The sequence below is a fragment of the Cytobacillus depressus genome (genome assembly GCF_008923245.1).
Classification (GTDB): Bacteria; Bacillota; Bacilli; order Bacillales; family Cytobacillaceae; genus Cytobacillus; species Cytobacillus depressus.
In genome coordinates, this window is sequence record NZ_WBOS01000011.1 from 79,216 (window position 1) to 94,396 (window position 15,181).

18 protein-coding genes and 1 pseudogene are annotated in these 15,181 nt (G+C 35.1%); 6 read left to right on the plus strand and 13 right to left on the minus strand.

Features of this window, described 5'->3' with window-relative positions:
* Positions 1–145 precede the first annotated feature (145 nt).
* From tpx to F7731_RS18370, 3 genes and pseudogenes are all read right to left on the minus strand, one after another.
* Positions 146–673: a thiol peroxidase gene (gene tpx, locus F7731_RS18360; RefSeq protein ID WP_151536253.1), complete on the minus strand. Its 528-nt coding sequence runs from the start codon at positions 671–673 to the stop codon at positions 146–148.
* A gap of 315 nt (positions 674–988) precedes the next feature.
* The gene (locus F7731_RS18365; RefSeq protein ID WP_151536254.1) at positions 989–1,423 is read right to left on the minus strand and encodes an OsmC family protein; all 435 of its coding nucleotides are present in this window, start codon (positions 1,421–1,423) and stop codon (positions 989–991) included.
* Positions 1,424–1,765: 342 nt separating this feature from the next.
* A pseudogene (locus F7731_RS18370) lies at positions 1,766–2,081 on the minus strand (iron-sulfur cluster biosynthesis family protein).
* 324 nt (positions 2,082–2,405) lie between these two features.
* Here F7731_RS18370 and F7731_RS18375 point away from each other — a divergent pair.
* The 3 genes from F7731_RS18375 (at position 2,406) to F7731_RS18385 (ending at position 5,021) form a co-directional block, all read left to right on the plus strand.
* A complete protein-coding gene (locus F7731_RS18375) occupies positions 2,406–3,059 on the plus strand; it encodes a carboxymuconolactone decarboxylase family protein (protein WP_246197297.1) in 654 nt (217 codons plus the stop codon).
* 13 nt (positions 3,060–3,072) lie between these two features.
* Entirely contained in the window at positions 3,073–3,651 is a 579-nt protein-coding gene (locus tag F7731_RS18380; RefSeq protein ID WP_151536255.1) for a TetR/AcrR family transcriptional regulator, read from the plus strand.
* Between the two features lie 890 nt (positions 3,652–4,541).
* Positions 4,542–5,021: a hypothetical protein gene (locus F7731_RS18385; protein ID WP_151536256.1), complete on the plus strand. Its 480-nt coding sequence runs from the start codon at positions 4,542–4,544 to the stop codon at positions 5,019–5,021.
* A gap of 426 nt (positions 5,022–5,447) precedes the next feature.
* Here F7731_RS18385 and F7731_RS18390 read toward each other — a convergent pair whose 3' ends face one another.
* The gene (locus F7731_RS18390) at positions 5,448–5,747 is read right to left on the minus strand and encodes a hypothetical protein (RefSeq protein ID WP_151536257.1); all 300 of its coding nucleotides are present in this window, start codon (positions 5,745–5,747) and stop codon (positions 5,448–5,450) included.
* Positions 5,748–5,827: 80 nt separating this feature from the next.
* Entirely contained in the window at positions 5,828–6,454 is a 627-nt protein-coding gene (locus F7731_RS18395; protein ID WP_246197299.1) for a hypothetical protein, read from the minus strand.
* Positions 6,455–6,685: 231 nt separating this feature from the next.
* Between F7731_RS18395 and F7731_RS18400 the strand changes: the two genes are divergently transcribed.
* Entirely contained in the window at positions 6,686–6,994 is a 309-nt protein-coding gene (locus tag F7731_RS18400) for a hypothetical protein (protein ID WP_151536258.1), read from the plus strand.
* 120 nt (positions 6,995–7,114) lie between these two features.
* Here the strand turns inward: F7731_RS18400 and F7731_RS18405 are convergent, their stop codons facing one another.
* The 3 genes from F7731_RS18405 to F7731_RS18420 form a co-directional block, all read right to left on the minus strand.
* Positions 7,115–7,675 (minus strand): hypothetical protein, encoded by a 561-nt coding sequence (locus F7731_RS18405; protein ID WP_151536259.1) that lies wholly within the window; start codon positions 7,673–7,675, stop codon positions 7,115–7,117.
* A 259-nt stretch (positions 7,676–7,934) separates the two neighbouring features.
* Positions 7,935–9,263 carry a group II intron reverse transcriptase/maturase gene (ltrA, locus tag F7731_RS18410; protein WP_151536249.1) on the minus strand — a complete coding sequence of 443 codons (1,329 nt, stop codon included), beginning with the start codon at positions 9,261–9,263 and terminating at the stop codon, positions 7,935–7,937.
* 857 nt (positions 9,264–10,120) lie between these two features.
* Complete coding sequence (locus tag F7731_RS18420; protein ID WP_151536261.1) at positions 10,121–10,696, minus strand: cupin domain-containing protein; 576 nt, start codon at positions 10,694–10,696, stop codon at positions 10,121–10,123.
* Between the two features lie 231 nt (positions 10,697–10,927).
* Between F7731_RS18420 and F7731_RS18425 the strand changes: the two genes are divergently transcribed.
* Both F7731_RS18425 and F7731_RS18430 read left to right on the plus strand, forming a co-directional pair.
* Positions 10,928–12,007, plus strand: coding sequence for a DUF4158 domain-containing protein (locus F7731_RS18425; protein WP_151536262.1), 1,080 nt, complete (start codon positions 10,928–10,930; stop codon positions 12,005–12,007).
* Positions 12,004–12,234 (plus strand): hypothetical protein, encoded by a 231-nt coding sequence (locus tag F7731_RS18430; protein ID WP_151536263.1) that lies wholly within the window; start codon positions 12,004–12,006, stop codon positions 12,232–12,234. Before F7731_RS18425 ends, F7731_RS18430 begins: the two co-directional genes overlap by 4 nt.
* 119 nt (positions 12,235–12,353) lie before the next feature.
* Here F7731_RS18430 and F7731_RS18435 read toward each other — a convergent pair whose 3' ends face one another.
* From F7731_RS18435 to F7731_RS18445, 5 genes are all read right to left on the minus strand, one after another.
* Positions 12,354–13,049: a hypothetical protein gene (locus F7731_RS18435; RefSeq protein WP_151536264.1), complete on the minus strand. Its 696-nt coding sequence runs from the start codon at positions 13,047–13,049 to the stop codon at positions 12,354–12,356.
* A 99-nt stretch (positions 13,050–13,148) separates the two neighbouring features.
* Positions 13,149–13,307 carry a hypothetical protein gene (locus tag F7731_RS26925; protein ID WP_246197302.1) on the minus strand — a complete coding sequence of 53 codons (159 nt, stop codon included), beginning with the start codon at positions 13,305–13,307 and terminating at the stop codon, positions 13,149–13,151.
* Positions 13,304–13,489, minus strand: coding sequence for a hypothetical protein (locus tag F7731_RS26930; RefSeq protein ID WP_246197304.1), 186 nt, complete (start codon positions 13,487–13,489; stop codon positions 13,304–13,306). The genes F7731_RS26925 and F7731_RS26930 overlap by 4 nt, the downstream gene beginning before the upstream one ends.
* Positions 13,490–13,530: 41 nt before the next feature.
* The gene (locus tag F7731_RS18440; protein WP_246197305.1) at positions 13,531–14,472 is read right to left on the minus strand and encodes a recombinase family protein; all 942 of its coding nucleotides are present in this window, start codon (positions 14,470–14,472) and stop codon (positions 13,531–13,533) included.
* Positions 14,473–14,873: 401 nt separating this feature from the next.
* Positions 14,874–15,116 (minus strand): VOC family protein, encoded by a 243-nt coding sequence (locus tag F7731_RS18445; protein ID WP_151536265.1) that lies wholly within the window; start codon positions 15,114–15,116, stop codon positions 14,874–14,876.
* Between the last annotated feature and the right edge of the window lie 65 nt (positions 15,117–15,181).

A 15,181-nucleotide genomic window follows, 5' to 3' on the forward strand; every position in this document is an offset into this window, starting at 1 on the left:
CTTAAGTACAAACTTTCACAATCTTATCGTTAAAACCCAATTTTCCATTAAAATGATCCTCAACAATATGGCCCTATAATAAAAATAAGCGCTGATTCTTGTTACAGAAAAGCGCCCGATTGTGGAAGATCGATAACAAAAGTGATTATTGATTTGCCGCATTTTTCACTGCTGCGACTGCTTTGGCATATTCCGGATGGTTTGTCGCTTCAGTTACGTATTCCACATATGTTACTTTATTGTCTTTATCGAGTACAAAGATTGCACGCGCTAGCAAACGAAGTTCTTTAATCGCTACGCCAAAAGCTTCACCGAAGGAAAGTTCACGGTGGTCAGACAGCATATTCACTTCCTCAAGACCAGTTGCTTTACGCCAGCGAGATAAAGCAAATGGTAAATCTACGCTTACAGAGAGAAATTCTACGTTATCCATTTTTGCAACTTCCTCATTAAAGCGACGAGTTTGCATATCGCAAATACCTGCAACTGCATCTATTGAAGCGATCACACTAATCAAACGAACGATTCCTTTGTCGTCATTCAATGAATATGGCTGTAAATTTTCTGAAAGTGCAATGAAATCAGGAGCTATGTCTCCAACTTTTAATTCTTGACCGATAAGCGTTACAGGTTTTCCACCAAATGTAATCGCATTTTTCCTTTCTTTTTTCATATCTAATTCCTCCACTAAGCCTAAATTTAATCTTATAGTAAAGTGTTTCAAGCAATTTAAACTTGTTGCCTTATAAGATTCCAATTCAAAAATGTATTAATGTTCTCTATTTTTTTGTTTAAAAAAGATTAAAATGTTTACGTGCCGCATCAATAGCATTAATCAAAAGTAGAATGTTTACTACCAGTTTTTCATGAGCAATTTTAGTTATTTCCTCACATAAAAAAGGCAGCAGAACCGCCGCCTTAATTTTAAAGACCTGTTTTATTTGATATGCCTAAAAAAATGAATTTCTACATCTTTGGGTGAATCATATCATTTCACAGAAACTTTACCTTGAACTTCAATCTTAACATCTGCTTTTTTCAATATATTTCCGACATCGCACCCTTTATCTGCTGCTTCTGTCGCTCTTTGTGCGGATTGAATTTGTTCTTCTGTTGCATCTTCAGATAACACGATGTGAGGATAATGGATAATTTTAAATTCACTATCAGATATATTCGCCTCTGAGTTCACTATAAGTTCAGCAACAGGCAGGTTTCTGCTTGCAAGCACAAACGTAAGAGTTGCCGCATAACAAGTCGTTACAGAAGCAACGAGAACCTCTTTTGGATTTGCTCCATTTCCACTACCACCTAATGATGTTGGAATAGCGATTTTTGTATCAAGGTACTCTGCTTTAAGAGTTCCATTCCCTGTTACCCCACCATCCCAAACAGCATTCACATTTATTTTCATATCAGCCATAATTAACACTCCTTCAAATAAATTAATTGCATATATCTTGACTATTCACATATTTTTTTATTCTATAGGTATCGCAAGCACTACTTAAAAAGACAAGAAAAACAGTTTTCATGATTTAACTAGTACCTACCGGTCGGTACAAAACGTAGTTTAACATACTCTTTAAAAAGTTGGCAAGTAAACAGTTTATATTTCTTTTAAATTTGTATTGTTTACAAATCACATCGTTGAAATTGATAAAGTTGAATGTTTTGCTGAATCTTTAAAACGCATTTTATAAGATTTTCTTATTTAAAAGATATATTTCAAAAAATTGAGACTCTTCACCTAATCAAATTTGCTTTAAATAATAAAAGACATTCTTCCGTTTATAATTTGCTGTGGGCTTTTTAACTGAAAACTGTTAATTGAATTCGAATAATCAATTTTTAATTCATCATCAAAAAATTAGCTCTGATTTCTCCAATAAAACAGAACGATTATTAGTCTCAAATAGAACGTCTTTAGCTTCATCCATTGATGAGACAAAAAACAAAGTAGGTACTCCTGCCCCACAGGCAAGCCCTTCATTTACGTTTTGAATTTTAAGATATCCCTTTTGATCCCCAATTTTTTTGTTCAGTTCTTCTGCTGCGCTTTTTGTGATAGTCACTGTCATTCGATACACCTCCTTTATTCTTTTCTCTTTGAATAAAATATATTTGTTTTAAATTTGAAGTACTTATTTTTGTACCTACCATTCGGTACATAACGAATTATACTCTATTCATTCACATGCTGACAAGAAATTAGTCCTCAGTATAGATCTGGTTTTTAATCCGAACTCTGATTAATATTCATAAAATTTGTGTCCAAAGCATTATTCTTGAAAACGGGAAGTAAATAATGTTAGTATTATTGTACCGAACAGTTGGTAAAACAATACATGATAATTAACTAATCGAAGGTTAAACTAAATAAAAATTGAAAAGGAGTTTTGAAAATGCCAATAGATCTATATGCAAAAGAAAATATGCAAAATTTAGCTCAATTAAAGGATCTTGCACCAGAACAATTAAAAGCTTTTAGTGATTTTAATGCTGCTGTCTTTAAAAACGGCGCACTATCAAAAAAAGAAAAAGAAATCATTGCTGTTGCGATTACTCATGTAACGCAATGTCCTTATTGTATTGATGCTCATACAAAAGCTGCAAAAAAAGCAGGAGCAACATTAGAAGAATTAGCTGAAGCTGTATTTGTAACTGCTGCAGTAGAAGCAGGCGGTACGGTTACCCATAGTACACATGTACACAATGCAAAGGATAAAGAAGCATCGGATGTACTTTATTCTCGTTCTAATTTAAAAAACTTAGGCCAATTAGGCAAATTTGCACCAGATGGTTTTAAAGGCTATCAAGCATTTAGTGCGGCAGCCACAAAAGCAGGAAAATTAAGTACTAAATTTAAAGAAATTATTTCCGTAGCAGTTGCAAACGCTACTCAATGTCCATATTGTATTGATGTTCATACAAAAAATGCAGACAAGCATGGCGTAACGAGTGAAGAACTTGCGGAAGCCATAATGGTAGCTTCCGCAGTACGTGCAGGCGGATCTTATGCTCATATGGCTAATATGATTCGAAGTTATCAAGATTGAGGTCGTAATTATTATGTCTTCCAAAAAACAAGAAATAATACGAATAGCTAGAGAAGTCATACACTCAAAAGGCTACCAAGCGACATCAGTCAGCGATATTATGGCAGCTACTAATATAGGAAAGGGACAATTTTACCATTATTTTCAATCAAAACATAATCTTGGATTAGCTGTTGTAGAAGATCTGGTCAAAGATTGGGAAGGACAGTTAATAATTGGAATTCTGAATACTTCAGATGACCCTGTTACTAAGTTAAATCGCATGCTCCAATGGGCGGAGACAAGTCATGCAGAAATGGAGATTAAGTATGGATGCGCAATGGGAAATTTGGTAATAGAAATGAGTGCCCAAGATGAGGAATTCCGATTAAAAATTAAAGAATTTTTTAATCACTGGGTGAACTCAGTTGCTGATATTTTAACAAAAATGATTGAGGATCATCAGTTAGATGAATCAATTAATCCGAAAAAAAACGCAGAATCCATTGTTGCCATGATTGAAGGCGGAATTTTACTAATGGTAAGCCGACAAAATATCCAAGTATTACAAGATATTTTTGAAGTAATTAAACAACAGTATCATTTAAATTAAAGACAAAAGTTAAGTCAAGACTTACTAACGGATGATTAGTAAGTCTTTTTAAGTTTCAATATTATATTTATTCCCTGATTGTATCATAATTGATGATTTGCTTTATTCCATTAAATGGCCCTTTTCATGAAGAAAGACGCTTTCCTTATTTCAGAAAAGCGCCCGATTGTTGAAGACTATCATTGAAGAAAGACGGTCAGTTACTTGAAAAAGATAAAGGTGAACTTCGTTATTAATTGCCTCCGTTAGCCTAATAAAGTTTCCCTTTACTCCTTAAATATCTTGATACTAAACCTTGAAAAAAAATCACAGCTGCACCAAGAATTAGAATGAAAATTGGTCTTTCCGTTCGACTAAAGAAGATAAAAATAAGAAATGCTACTATTATCCAAGTTAAAAAAGAAATGATAGCTACTACTATCTTGTCCGCTTCAAGAATTTCCCCTCATTTGCATCCTGTCTTTTTTACATAAATAAGTAACTTGGGTACTATATTCGATAACAGTATCGGTATTCAATAACACCTACTTTTACTAAACTTCCACGTTCCTTTATGTACTTTCCTTTACAATTCGATGTGTATAAACAAACACTAAAAGGTAATTACAGGATTTCCTCCCTATTGTTAATGTGAAAATTTCGAATTAATATTTAAGTTGATTTATTTTTCTATTTTCATAACAAAAATTGGAGGTGCCAGTGTATGATAATAGAGCAGCTCTTGCAAGCCGTGTACAATCAAAATTGCCATAATGAATAATAAACTATCTACTAATAAAATTAACCTATGTATACTAATTCTTTTTCTGCTTGCGGGTTGTCAGTCAACTACCACCCATATGGAAGGTCAGGGTCCATTGTCTGTGCAAGTCGGCGGAGGTGGATTATCGATGAAATTTGATGAAAATCCGCCTTGGAGTGGCAGTTTTGGTTCTTTCTTGCCTTGTATTCAAACGGATGAAAAGAAGATTGAAATAACCAATGTCACCTATCAGGCAGACAAGGATGCTCCACCACTGAATGTGAAAATTTTAAAACGTATTGTTACCAATGGCGATGTACAAGATGGAAGTCTTCCTCTCGCCGGAGCCAAGGGTATTCCGCCAAACTTAATAGATTCAGCTCCTCTAGAGGGAGAAATAAATGAGGAAATTTCAGGAACCTTGGTAACAAAATTGTGCAGCAACTGGGATCAAAAAAACTTTACTGAATTCCTTTTTGTTATTGAATCCGAAGAAACCGGGATGCATTTGGAGAATGTGCAGTTCGAATATTTGGTGGATGATGAGCCCTATTTATTAGAGGTACCATGGGAAATTGTGTTTTGCGGCACATCAACAGAGAACCACTGGATGTGCCAGGAACAATAAGTCTCTTGTCGCTGGGGTATCGCTTAAATGCGATATCTTTTATTTTATTAACCTAACATACTCCTCCCGCAGCAATCCATAATAGACCAAATCAACAAACTCCCCACCTCTTATGGCATGCTGCCACCATGCCCCTTCATCCTTCATGCCTATCTTCACCATAATGCGCCAGGATCCAAGGTTACCAGAAATAGCTTTAGCAAAAATCTTGTTCAATCCTAACTACTCAAAGCCATATAGGTATTTTTGCATATCCCTGCGAAAAGGTTTATTATGAAAATCCCTCCTCTAAAAGATTCATGAGGGATTTTGTAATACTCGATTGAGTGATAGCTCTGCTGTCTTTAAAAATTTGATCATTATCTACCTATAATCCTCTTACACAATCGCGCCCGATTATGGAACAATGTAATTTGATTTTCCCCATTAAATTCTTTTCCATACTGCAATGACTGAATTTACTACGGATAGAAAAACAATTGCAATATATTTATAAATATAATACTGCGCACCCGTAAAATTAGGTACTTCATCAGCAGCATAGCCTATAAAATAAAGAAGTACACTTGAAACAATTACACAGATAATAGAGATGCTAAACACAGAGAACCAGTTTACAAAATGCAAATGTTTCCTAAAAAAAATACTCTTAATCAGTAAGACTGACAAAATGATAATAAAGAACACCAAAATAAAGTCAATATATTCAAATGCTTCAAGAGACATTTAATTCCCTCCATTTAAAGAATTGCGCCCGATTGTTGAAGAAGATAATAGTACACTACTTCACAATTATAGTCTCTTATTTAATTTCCCTTTACTTTAAGTTTAATTTCTTCTATCCTCCATCTTCCTACCTTGTCATTCCTTCCTGCCGCCTTGGTCATAACAAATTGATAATTATGTTTAATATCCGTAACCGTATTATAGGTGAGAAGTATTTTTTCTTTTTCAATTCTAAATTCCTTCAGAGTAAGAACTGTATTAGGTACCCATTCAAAACCTTTTCCATAAAATGTAAATCCGCAAGGGCAATTACCTATACTGTCTATCGTCGAGAAACTTGTCCCGTTTTTAAGTGCAATAAACCCCCATGTTTCCTTGAATGTTTCCATTGCCTTATAAGATTCAATGGTACTTGTAGCATCAATAAAGTCTTGATATTCAACGGTGGATTTTAAAGCAGCAACTTCTTCTTCTAATTGAGAAAGACTTTCTACTAATCGTTTATTTTCTTTTTCCAACTCGTCTGAGGTATTAGAACTAATTCCTAATTTTTTTTCTAAGCTTGCGACTTTATCAACTAATTTGTCTTTATCCTCTTGCATTTCCTCTACAAAATCTGAAATTCTTAGGTTATCTAAAATAGCTATCGTCGCTAATACTAATAATAATACAAGAGTATGAGTTTTAAAGTTTTTCTTCAAATTCACTTATAATCCCTCCCATTTCTAAGGTGATATATATTGGATATAGGGTCTATCCTTTATATTCAAAAAATCACACCTTACCGTACTTATACTAAAAAGGAGAAAAACTTCTTCATTGTTAAACTAACTGTCCCGTGAGCTTAAGAAGACCTATCATTAATAATCTAAGATTATAACGGATTGCATTAATTATTTCATATCTTCTGGTTACCATAAATGTGAGGTGATTACCAAATGAAAAGAATTTTATTTTTCTTTCTAGTTATTTCCCTTACATTCACAATGGGACTGAAAAAAGATGAAGAGCATACTTGCAGAAAGTGGTGCGAACCGTTCTTAGAATATACACACAAAAAAGCACTTTATAAAGGAGCCATACAGGAACGTTATCGAATTATTCGTCACATGAAGTATGTTAAGAAAAGAAGTGATGAAGAAATCATCGACATTGCAAATGTAACAAAGCAAGACATTGCTGAAGTGATGAGAATAGTGGATAGAAAAACTGGTAAATTTCCTTGGGAGTTACAAGGGCAACAATAAAAGGATGAATGTAACTAATCTGCACCTTTAGTTCAATAAAAAAATAGCCACCGTAATGTCAGCCGAATCTTAAAGGAACGTCCCCGTTAGCGTAACGACAAATATAGATAACTTGATAATTTAGTCAATTTTCAACTTAGGGCTCCAAGGTGGCTCTTTTCTAATATCAATTGTAATTTTCTGCCTTTTTAACCCGGTTTTCTCAGCATAATAATCAAGCATATTAAAAACAGTAAAACGATGAAAACTTCCGTTGAGAAATTGTGGTTCATTTCGTCTGTTCGGGTCTATCTTCCAAAGTGATATAAAAACTCTTCCTGTATTATCGTTATATTCATTAACTGGTACGCTGAAATTGATATGCTCGTTAAATCCATTTGCAACAGCTATAATGGTAACTTCCCCCATATTTTTCTTTGGAAATCTTGGGTCTTTATGAACTGTAACAGGTATTTTGGCTATTCCTTCTGAATTTGTTAATTCTGTTCCTATTATCTTACCTAATGAATTTATTACAATAATTCGGGCGTCAGCAATTGGTGTACCATTTTCATCAAATGTTGTTGTTACTTTTGCCGTTAATATTGCAGACACTGCGTTTGGATTTGTATCCGAAAAGACCGATATGGGCGAATAGAAAAAAGATATTACAACAATTATTAAAACACTTTGTTTAACCAAGGATACCACAACCCTTTTAATGTTTTATCCTCAGTATTTTTTGACTTCCTTTTAAATATATACATCTGCTCTTATTGCATTAACCTGCCCCTTTATTTAGGGTTATTCAACAATATGGCCCTTTTCATGAAGATGGACGCTTTCCTTATTTCAGAAGTCGAGTAGAAGGGAGCCTTTCTACCTTACGGTAAATTGAACTCCATCCCCTCCCAGAACCGTGCTTGCACTATTAATGCACACGGCTCCTCCTAGTCATCATTCACAGAATGTAGTTAATCTCTTTTCTTAGTTCATATATATTCACTTTAATTCTTGGTGAAGGTAGTGGATATTTATCAAGAAATAGTTTGAATTTATCCCATGCAAAGGATTTTCTTTGACTTCTTCTATTGAGCCATTTAAATAATAAGTTCTCTATTTTGACCTTGAAGTTACTTACATTTAGGAGATTATCAGTGATGCAATAATAGTTGTAATAACCTATAAGCGAGCGTCTAAATCTATGCATGATCATATGAATATCTTTATTCCTATTCTTCTTCAACCATTCTTTAGACTCTTTTAATTTTCCTTGGACTTTCTTTTGACTTGATTTCCGTTTCACCCTAAATTTCCCTTGTTTACTTTTACTGCAAAAGTGAGTAAAACCCAAGAAATCAAAGGTTGCTGGTTTACTATTTCCCTTTTGTTTTGCATCTTTTTCCGCGAACCGCCCGAAGGGAATAATTTTAGTTTTATCTTCGGCAATTTCCAAGTTAAATTTCTTTAATCTACATTTTAGCGATTGGAAGAATTCCCGAGCTTCGCTCTGATATTGGAAACAGCACACAAAATCATCTGCATACCTCACAATGTATGCCTGTCCCATGCACTGTTTCTTCACCTTTTTCTCAAACCATAAGTCGAGGACATAATGGAGATATACATTTGCTAATACCGGAGATATTACTCCACCTTGCGGTGTACCATTGTCTGTTGTGTATTTCTTCCCATCCTCCATGTAACCACCTTTAAGAAACCTACCAATTATTCTTAGTAGGTTAGGGTCATCAATTCGCAGTATTAAGAACTCCATCATCCATTTATGGTCAACGTTGTCAAAGAATCCTTTAATATCAACATCTACTACATAATTTACTGATCTCTTTTCAATATAGAAGTTCAGTATTTTCAAAGCATCATGGCAACTACGGTTTGGACGAAACCCAAAGGAACAGTCTAGAAAGTCATTTTCATAGATGGTATTTAGTATCTTCGTAATGCCTTTTTGAACAATCTTGTCCTCATGTTCCGGTATTCCTAGTGGTCTTTTCTTGTTTGAATTAAGCTTCGGAATATACATTCTTCTTACTGGAACAGGACGATAGCTTTTGCTTTTAAGCCTACTTACTAATTCCTCTATGTTTTCTTCTACATTTTCACCGTACTGCTCTTTAGTTGTACCGTTAATCCCGGTTGCTTTCCTATTGGGTAGTTCATGATGGCATTGAGTTAGTGTTTGCCTGTTTAATAGATGTGCAAGAGATGTAAATTTCATTTTAGGATCAGACTTTGCTAATTCCGCTATCCTTAGTAGTTTTGTTTCCATTTAAAATACCTACCTCTGTGTGTAGTAAATGTGTCTCTATTAAGGGTGATAACTAGGTAGCAGCCTTTCCTCCATCGGCATTACCCAACTTCATTGGTACTACGCTGCTATCCGACTCCCTACATCGGCATTTGGTTTCCTTGCTTATTATCGCTTGTACACCATACTCTTCTAAAAAAAAGAAAAGACCGGTAGGGTCTCCTGAGTTGCCGTATCATATCAATGTATAACGTGCCAAGGTCTATGACTCCAGAGAGGTTTTACCCTTCTCGCCTTTACCGAAGGGTAAAATGTAGCTTTCTGCAGCGCGTAAAGCATCAGCCCTCTCGATTTACAATCGTTATGGAGCTCAATCCCTTCAACCATTTGGCTTTCGGCCCGCCACCTAACTGTCTACGCTTAAAGACTAAAGTTACCTTTAGTCCTCCAAGACTCGCTACGAGTGAATGGCTAGTTCTTACTCGACGGGAATCCCACCCGTTATATGATACGACCTAAGCTCAGCCGCACACGCGCCCGATTGTTGAAGATCAGTGGCTGCTGAACATGGCTCACACTTATTGAACTCTAGCACCCTTTACTTTAAGTACAATACTTCACAATCTGCTTTGTTAATCAAACCAAAAAAAGGCGATGCCTTTTAAAGCATCGCACCCGTTACCCTTTTTTTAGCAACAACATAAGTATCAATTAGGGTTGCTAAAACTCCTTTAGAGAAATAAACAACTAGATTTTCCCTCATTTTTGATCCCCTGAATAGGAATGGAAAAGCAGCAAGACATAATACAATAAGTATGTTTAACAACTTTTTTTCAGTCGTGCCCCGCAGGGCCGGGAACCCTATTACCAAGACTGATTCAGGAATGGCCTTGCGTGCCTATCCTCCATTGAATATCTCTTGAAGCAGGCGGACCTATAACTACTGTCTGATCGATAGGCTTGAGCACATCAGCAAGCTGGGCTGCATTCACGCCATAGATGAGTTGGAACACCTCGGGAGGTGTCATTTTAAGGATGTCAGACCCGAATATGATCTGCGTGGCATTATTATCGAAAACAGACACAAAGTGGGTGTTATCCATCGTCGCAGTTTGCCAATGCCACCAGCCCATCGGGATATACACCGTCTGGTGTGGCTTGACGCGGTAACTAAGGATTTGCCGGGAAAATGGATTAAGAATGGAGACGGCAACTTCTCCTTGTATTACGTATTGAAGTTCGGATGCGTTAGGGTGCCAATGGGCCTCTACGCTATGGCCTTTACTCAGATAGACGTCGAGTAAGCCTAGGTTTTGCATTACGGGTAATTGCTTAGCGAATTGCTGAAGAATGAAGTTTTGAGCGTTTTGCTGGAATAATGGTGCTGTACTTAAGTCGAAAGATAAATTCAAAGAAGGAGAGCTAAGGGCGGCTATGGCGCTGTCGGTTGGCACTGTATCCCACCTTTCTGGATTGGATAATTGAAACTATACATAATATATTCATCACGTGCCCAGATATACGTGCGGCATCCAAAAAACTGAAATAGAGGTACGGAAACGATTCAAGGATTGAGGGGCCACTATGGAAATTAATGTAATTAACGGTTGAGCCTATCAAAATGATGGGTTTTTATTTTATTATATAAAAAGATGTCAAAAAATTTCGATGAGAAGTGATATAAATTGCCGAGTATTCAGGATACCAATTACCCCAGGTTTAAGAGTAATCTGTCAGAGAAGGACTTGGAAGAAGTATATACCCCAAAAATAAAAGAAATAAAGTGGGCTGAGGTTAAATCTAAAGGATTCTTGCAGCAATTAGCATTACTAGTATTAATTAAAACTGTACAAAAGCTTGGATTTTTTATTCGTGTTGTTGATGTACCAGAAGTGATTGTAGCACATATTGCGAAAAAAGCACACCTACCTGTGCCTACCAAAGAAGAGTGGAAAACGTATAGTGAAACGAGAACTGCCAAACGTCATGTTCGCTTTATTCGGGATTATCTTCAGCTTCGACCGTTTAATCAAGAAGCCCATCAAATATTAATCAATACAATGACTAAACTCGCAATTAGCAAGGATGATCCGGCTGACCTAGTCAATGCTGCCATTGAAGAATTAATTCGCCAACGATATGAATTGCCTGTTTATAATACCTTAAAAGATGCAGCTAATGATGTCCGCAATAAATCCTATCGTGCCATTTATAATCAGATTGACCATGCATTAAATGAAGAACAAAAAAAGAGCTTAGATCAACTCTTTCAGATATCGGAAAACGCTACTTACAGCCCTTGGAATGAACTAAAGGAGGACGCTAAAAGAGCCACTTTATCACACTTAAACGATTTAATCGTACGCCGGAATTGGTTAGTAAACCAGTATTTTCCTACTGATTTAATTCAGGACATTCCCTACATCAAAGTAAAACAAATGGCATCTGAAGCCAAAACAATAGGTGCTTATCGTATGATAGAAATGGAGCCTAAGAAAAGATACGCGCTTACAATCTCCTTAGTATCTATGCAATTATCTAAAGTATTAGATGACATTGGAGAGATGCTCATTAAAAGAATGATGAGTATCCATAAAAAGGGCCGTCAACTGAGGTTCTTCCTGATTGGTTCGAGGATTCTAAGGACTATTATTCAAAGCCACCTGTCAAAGACGAGAGAACTTTTGAGGAGAAAAAGAAAGACGTTGAGGATATTCTCGCAAAGCTTAAAGAGGCGGGATTTTAAAAAGGAGGCTGGAGAATGAAAACAAAAAAAATATACAAGGACAAAGACGAATTTGTAATTCAGAGAGTGAACCAATTCAACCATTCGACCAAACGCATTTTTATCAGCGAGCAAGGACTTATAGAGGGTTTGGAAGCTTATTCTCAATTTGACTTGAGCCAATATGATATACAAGTTTCGCCTGAACTATGGGCAACGGTTATTAATAGGGTTGTAAGGATGTGGTATTCACAAACGATTCACTAATAAATTAACAGTATAATTCACATAAAATTGGCTCGGAGCTTACTCCAAGCTAATTCCCCTTTTACCATTCGTTTTTTTCACTAAAGCACACCGTTACTTTAAGTACATTTCTTCACAAACTATTCATAATAATACGAGTTAGTCCAGCCATAATCTTTACCATTATCAGCACACCATTTAAGGAAACCTTTTTTACCTTTGCTTTTAAAAGCAATCCAGTCACATAAAAGATTTTTGTAATAATTTACACTTTCACTTACATACTTTTCACTTTCAACATCGATGATTTCTGTAGAGAGGTTTTCGATTTTTAAAACTAAGTCCTGATCCTCAGAAATATCACCAAGGTATGCATCTTCAGAAATGTGGTGAAAAGAAAATTCAAGGGATCTAAGATAATAGTTAATGATTGCCATTAATGCTCTTTGTTCACTCTTCCCACCAGTCCTTAGTGCCGTTTCAAGGTACTTCAAATGTTTTTCGGATTTTAAGAATAAGCCATACCATCTAAATGGTTGTGGGTCTTTTGGATATTCAATCATCCAATCCTCAAGAATAGGTTTTAATACGTTTTCCTCAAGAGGATGTACTAGTACATAATGTATATCTTCTGATTCCTCGAACCATTTAAAAAGCCAAAGAGCAAATTCGTTTTTCCTTTTAACTTGCCATCCCCTTGCCTCTTTGATAAAAATGTTTAACGATCTAAAGGCATCTTTCCTAAGTCCCTTTTCTTTGAAGAGGCAAAACTCTTTAAAAAATGGGTAACTATCCAAATTTTTATCTTGGATTAAATTCGTAAGTATATCTGTCAAATCATTGATACCTTCTCTCCCTAAACGAACTTTTTGTTTATAAATCAGCAACTTCATATTTTTCAAATTTGTATATTTACTCTCCCGATGTTTTTTTCTTTAACTAAACCCACCAGTTAATACAATATCTGTGTTATTCAAGTTTTTTAATTGAATATTTGCTAATTCTAGCTGTTGCTTAACCTGTTTGATTTGTTCCTCGTTCTCATCGCTCATTTCAATAAAATCACTTTTAGTAATTTCTCCGTCTGCTCTCATGCTCTCATTATTGTTAAATTTTTTTGTCTCTTTTCAAATTTTTCTAATTGCTTTTCTAGGGAATTCATTTGTGAAAGCAATTTATTTTCTTCATCTGTTGTATCAAGTGATTTTAATTTCTGAATTGCCTCTTCAAAATCTCCCTTCCTTTCTTTTACCTTATTAATTAAGTAATCTTCCACGGGAAGTTACTTATGTCCCCTGTCTCTGCAAGGATTATTACTTATTTTGTAATAACAAGATTTGATAAAATTTGTTCCAGTTCCATCTGTTGAATGTACCTTTTTCTCCCACAGCAATTGCAAAAAATTAAGTTCTGTAATTTTCGGGTTGCTTTCCTTTTATTAAAGAAATTACTTGTAGTGTTTTCATCAAGTATTTTTTGAACTTCTAACCATTGTTCCTTTGATATAATCGGTTCATGAGCATCTTCTTTAAATACATGATCAACCACTCTCCCGTTTACCCTTCTACTAGCTTCGACTACTCCATAATAAACAACATTTCTTCTTGCTGATGAGATATGCGAAGTTGTTAATACCTTTCCACTTCTACTCCTCCAGCCAAGCATATCTAATTGTTTGGCTATTTCGTTTGCACTAACTCTTTCCAGTGTCTTTTGGAATATGTACCTAATTATTTTTGCTTCATCTTCAACAATGACCAATCTTTGATTTTTGTCCTTTTCATATCCCAATGGTGCCTTATTACTGTTTGTCCATCTTCCTTGTTCTGCTGCTGCTAATCTCCCCCGACTCAAACGCTTTTTAATTTGCTTATACTCAAAATTTGCCAACATAGCTTGGAACGAAAATAACATTTCATTGCTTTCTTGGGTCAAATCAATTGCCCCTTGTGGTGTAAGAATTTTTATGTCTTGTGCTATCAACATCTTTTTTATTTGTTCGGCATATGAATTGTCACGAGAAATCCGGTCAATATCCATTACCAAAAGATAGTCATATTCATCTAATTTGTTTAGCAGCTGGGTCAATTGAGGTCTTTGTGTGTTGACACCACTCGAAATTTCCTGATAAACGTCATATGTTAATTTATGTTGTTTTGCAAGTTTGATTAGAGCATTTCGATGATTTGTTAAAATTTCATCAATATCTAGTTGTTCCTCATTTCTTGATAAACGTAAATAAATCGCAGACAACGCCATTTCCTAACCCCCTAATGTGTCATATTAAAATCATAATATATGACCAATAAAAATAGAAAGTTAATATCTATTATCAATCCCACTTTTTCAAAAATTCAATAAACAAACATTTGATTAAATTTACTATTGATATGCTATTTCAATGGATAATTTCTACCTTAACAAAATTCTACATTTTTCTCGTTGTATATTAATATAACTTAATTCATTGTTTCCCAATTTTATTCGTCATTACTTAGCTTGGGGACTAGCTACCCTACTGACCCGCTTCCTAGATTAGAGGAAAGAACAAATAATAAAATTGATCGTTTAAAATTTATCCTATTCTTCAACTAAAAAATTATTTTACTAACGAGTTGGTTCGCCGTTATATTCTAATTGAGGTTTTTTCAAACACAAATTTAGCTTGGTAATTGAAGTAACTCGATACATTCACCGCTTAGTCCTGTAAAAAAGCAAATTTTAATCCCATCCAAAATTTCCATTGGTATATCTGTAGATAAACTGGCTCCATTTTCTTTTAGTTTTCCTTCTAAAATGTTTCCTACACTAAAGGTAATATGGCTGATTGCTCCATCTGCTGTCACCTTGTAGTCATTTGGAAAATGTAGCAACCCATTTTTTTGATTTCTTGATTTTAACAAAGTGTACTGGACTGTTTCATCTCGGCCCTGCCTATGGACTGTACACCCTTTAATTTTGGTTTAGA

What these genes read in the sequence shown, in the direction of transcription:
- tpx (WP_151536253.1), bottom strand. Translation starts at nt 673, where the DNA reads ATGAAAAAAGAAAGGAAAAATGCGATTACATTTGGTGGAAAACCTGTA.
- F7731_RS18365 (WP_151536254.1), bottom strand. Translation starts at nt 1,423, where the DNA reads ATGGCTGATATGAAAATAAATGTGAATGCTGTTTGGGATGGTGGGGTA.
- F7731_RS18375 (WP_246197297.1), top strand. Translation starts at nt 2,406, where the DNA reads ATGCCAATAGATCTATATGCAAAAGAAAATATGCAAAATTTAGCTCAA.
- F7731_RS18380 (WP_151536255.1), top strand. Translation starts at nt 3,073, where the DNA reads ATGTCTTCCAAAAAACAAGAAATAATACGAATAGCTAGAGAAGTCATA.
- F7731_RS18385 (WP_151536256.1), top strand. Translation starts at nt 4,542, where the DNA reads ATGAAATTTGATGAAAATCCGCCTTGGAGTGGCAGTTTTGGTTCTTTC.
- F7731_RS18390 (WP_151536257.1), bottom strand. Translation starts at nt 5,747, where the DNA reads ATGTCTCTTGAAGCATTTGAATATATTGACTTTATTTTGGTGTTCTTT.
- F7731_RS18400 (WP_151536258.1), top strand. Translation starts at nt 6,686, where the DNA reads ATGAAAAGAATTTTATTTTTCTTTCTAGTTATTTCCCTTACATTCACA.
- ltrA (WP_151536249.1), bottom strand. Translation starts at nt 9,263, where the DNA reads ATGGAAACAAAACTACTAAGGATAGCGGAATTAGCAAAGTCTGATCCT.
- F7731_RS18430 (WP_151536263.1), top strand. Translation starts at nt 12,004, where the DNA reads ATGAAAACAAAAAAAATATACAAGGACAAAGACGAATTTGTAATTCAG.
- F7731_RS26925 (WP_246197302.1), bottom strand. Translation starts at nt 13,307, where the DNA reads ATGAGAGCAGACGGAGAAATTACTAAAAGTGATTTTATTGAAATGAGC.
- F7731_RS18440 (WP_246197305.1), bottom strand. Translation starts at nt 14,472, where the DNA reads ATGGCGTTGTCTGCGATTTATTTACGTTTATCAAGAAATGAGGAACAA.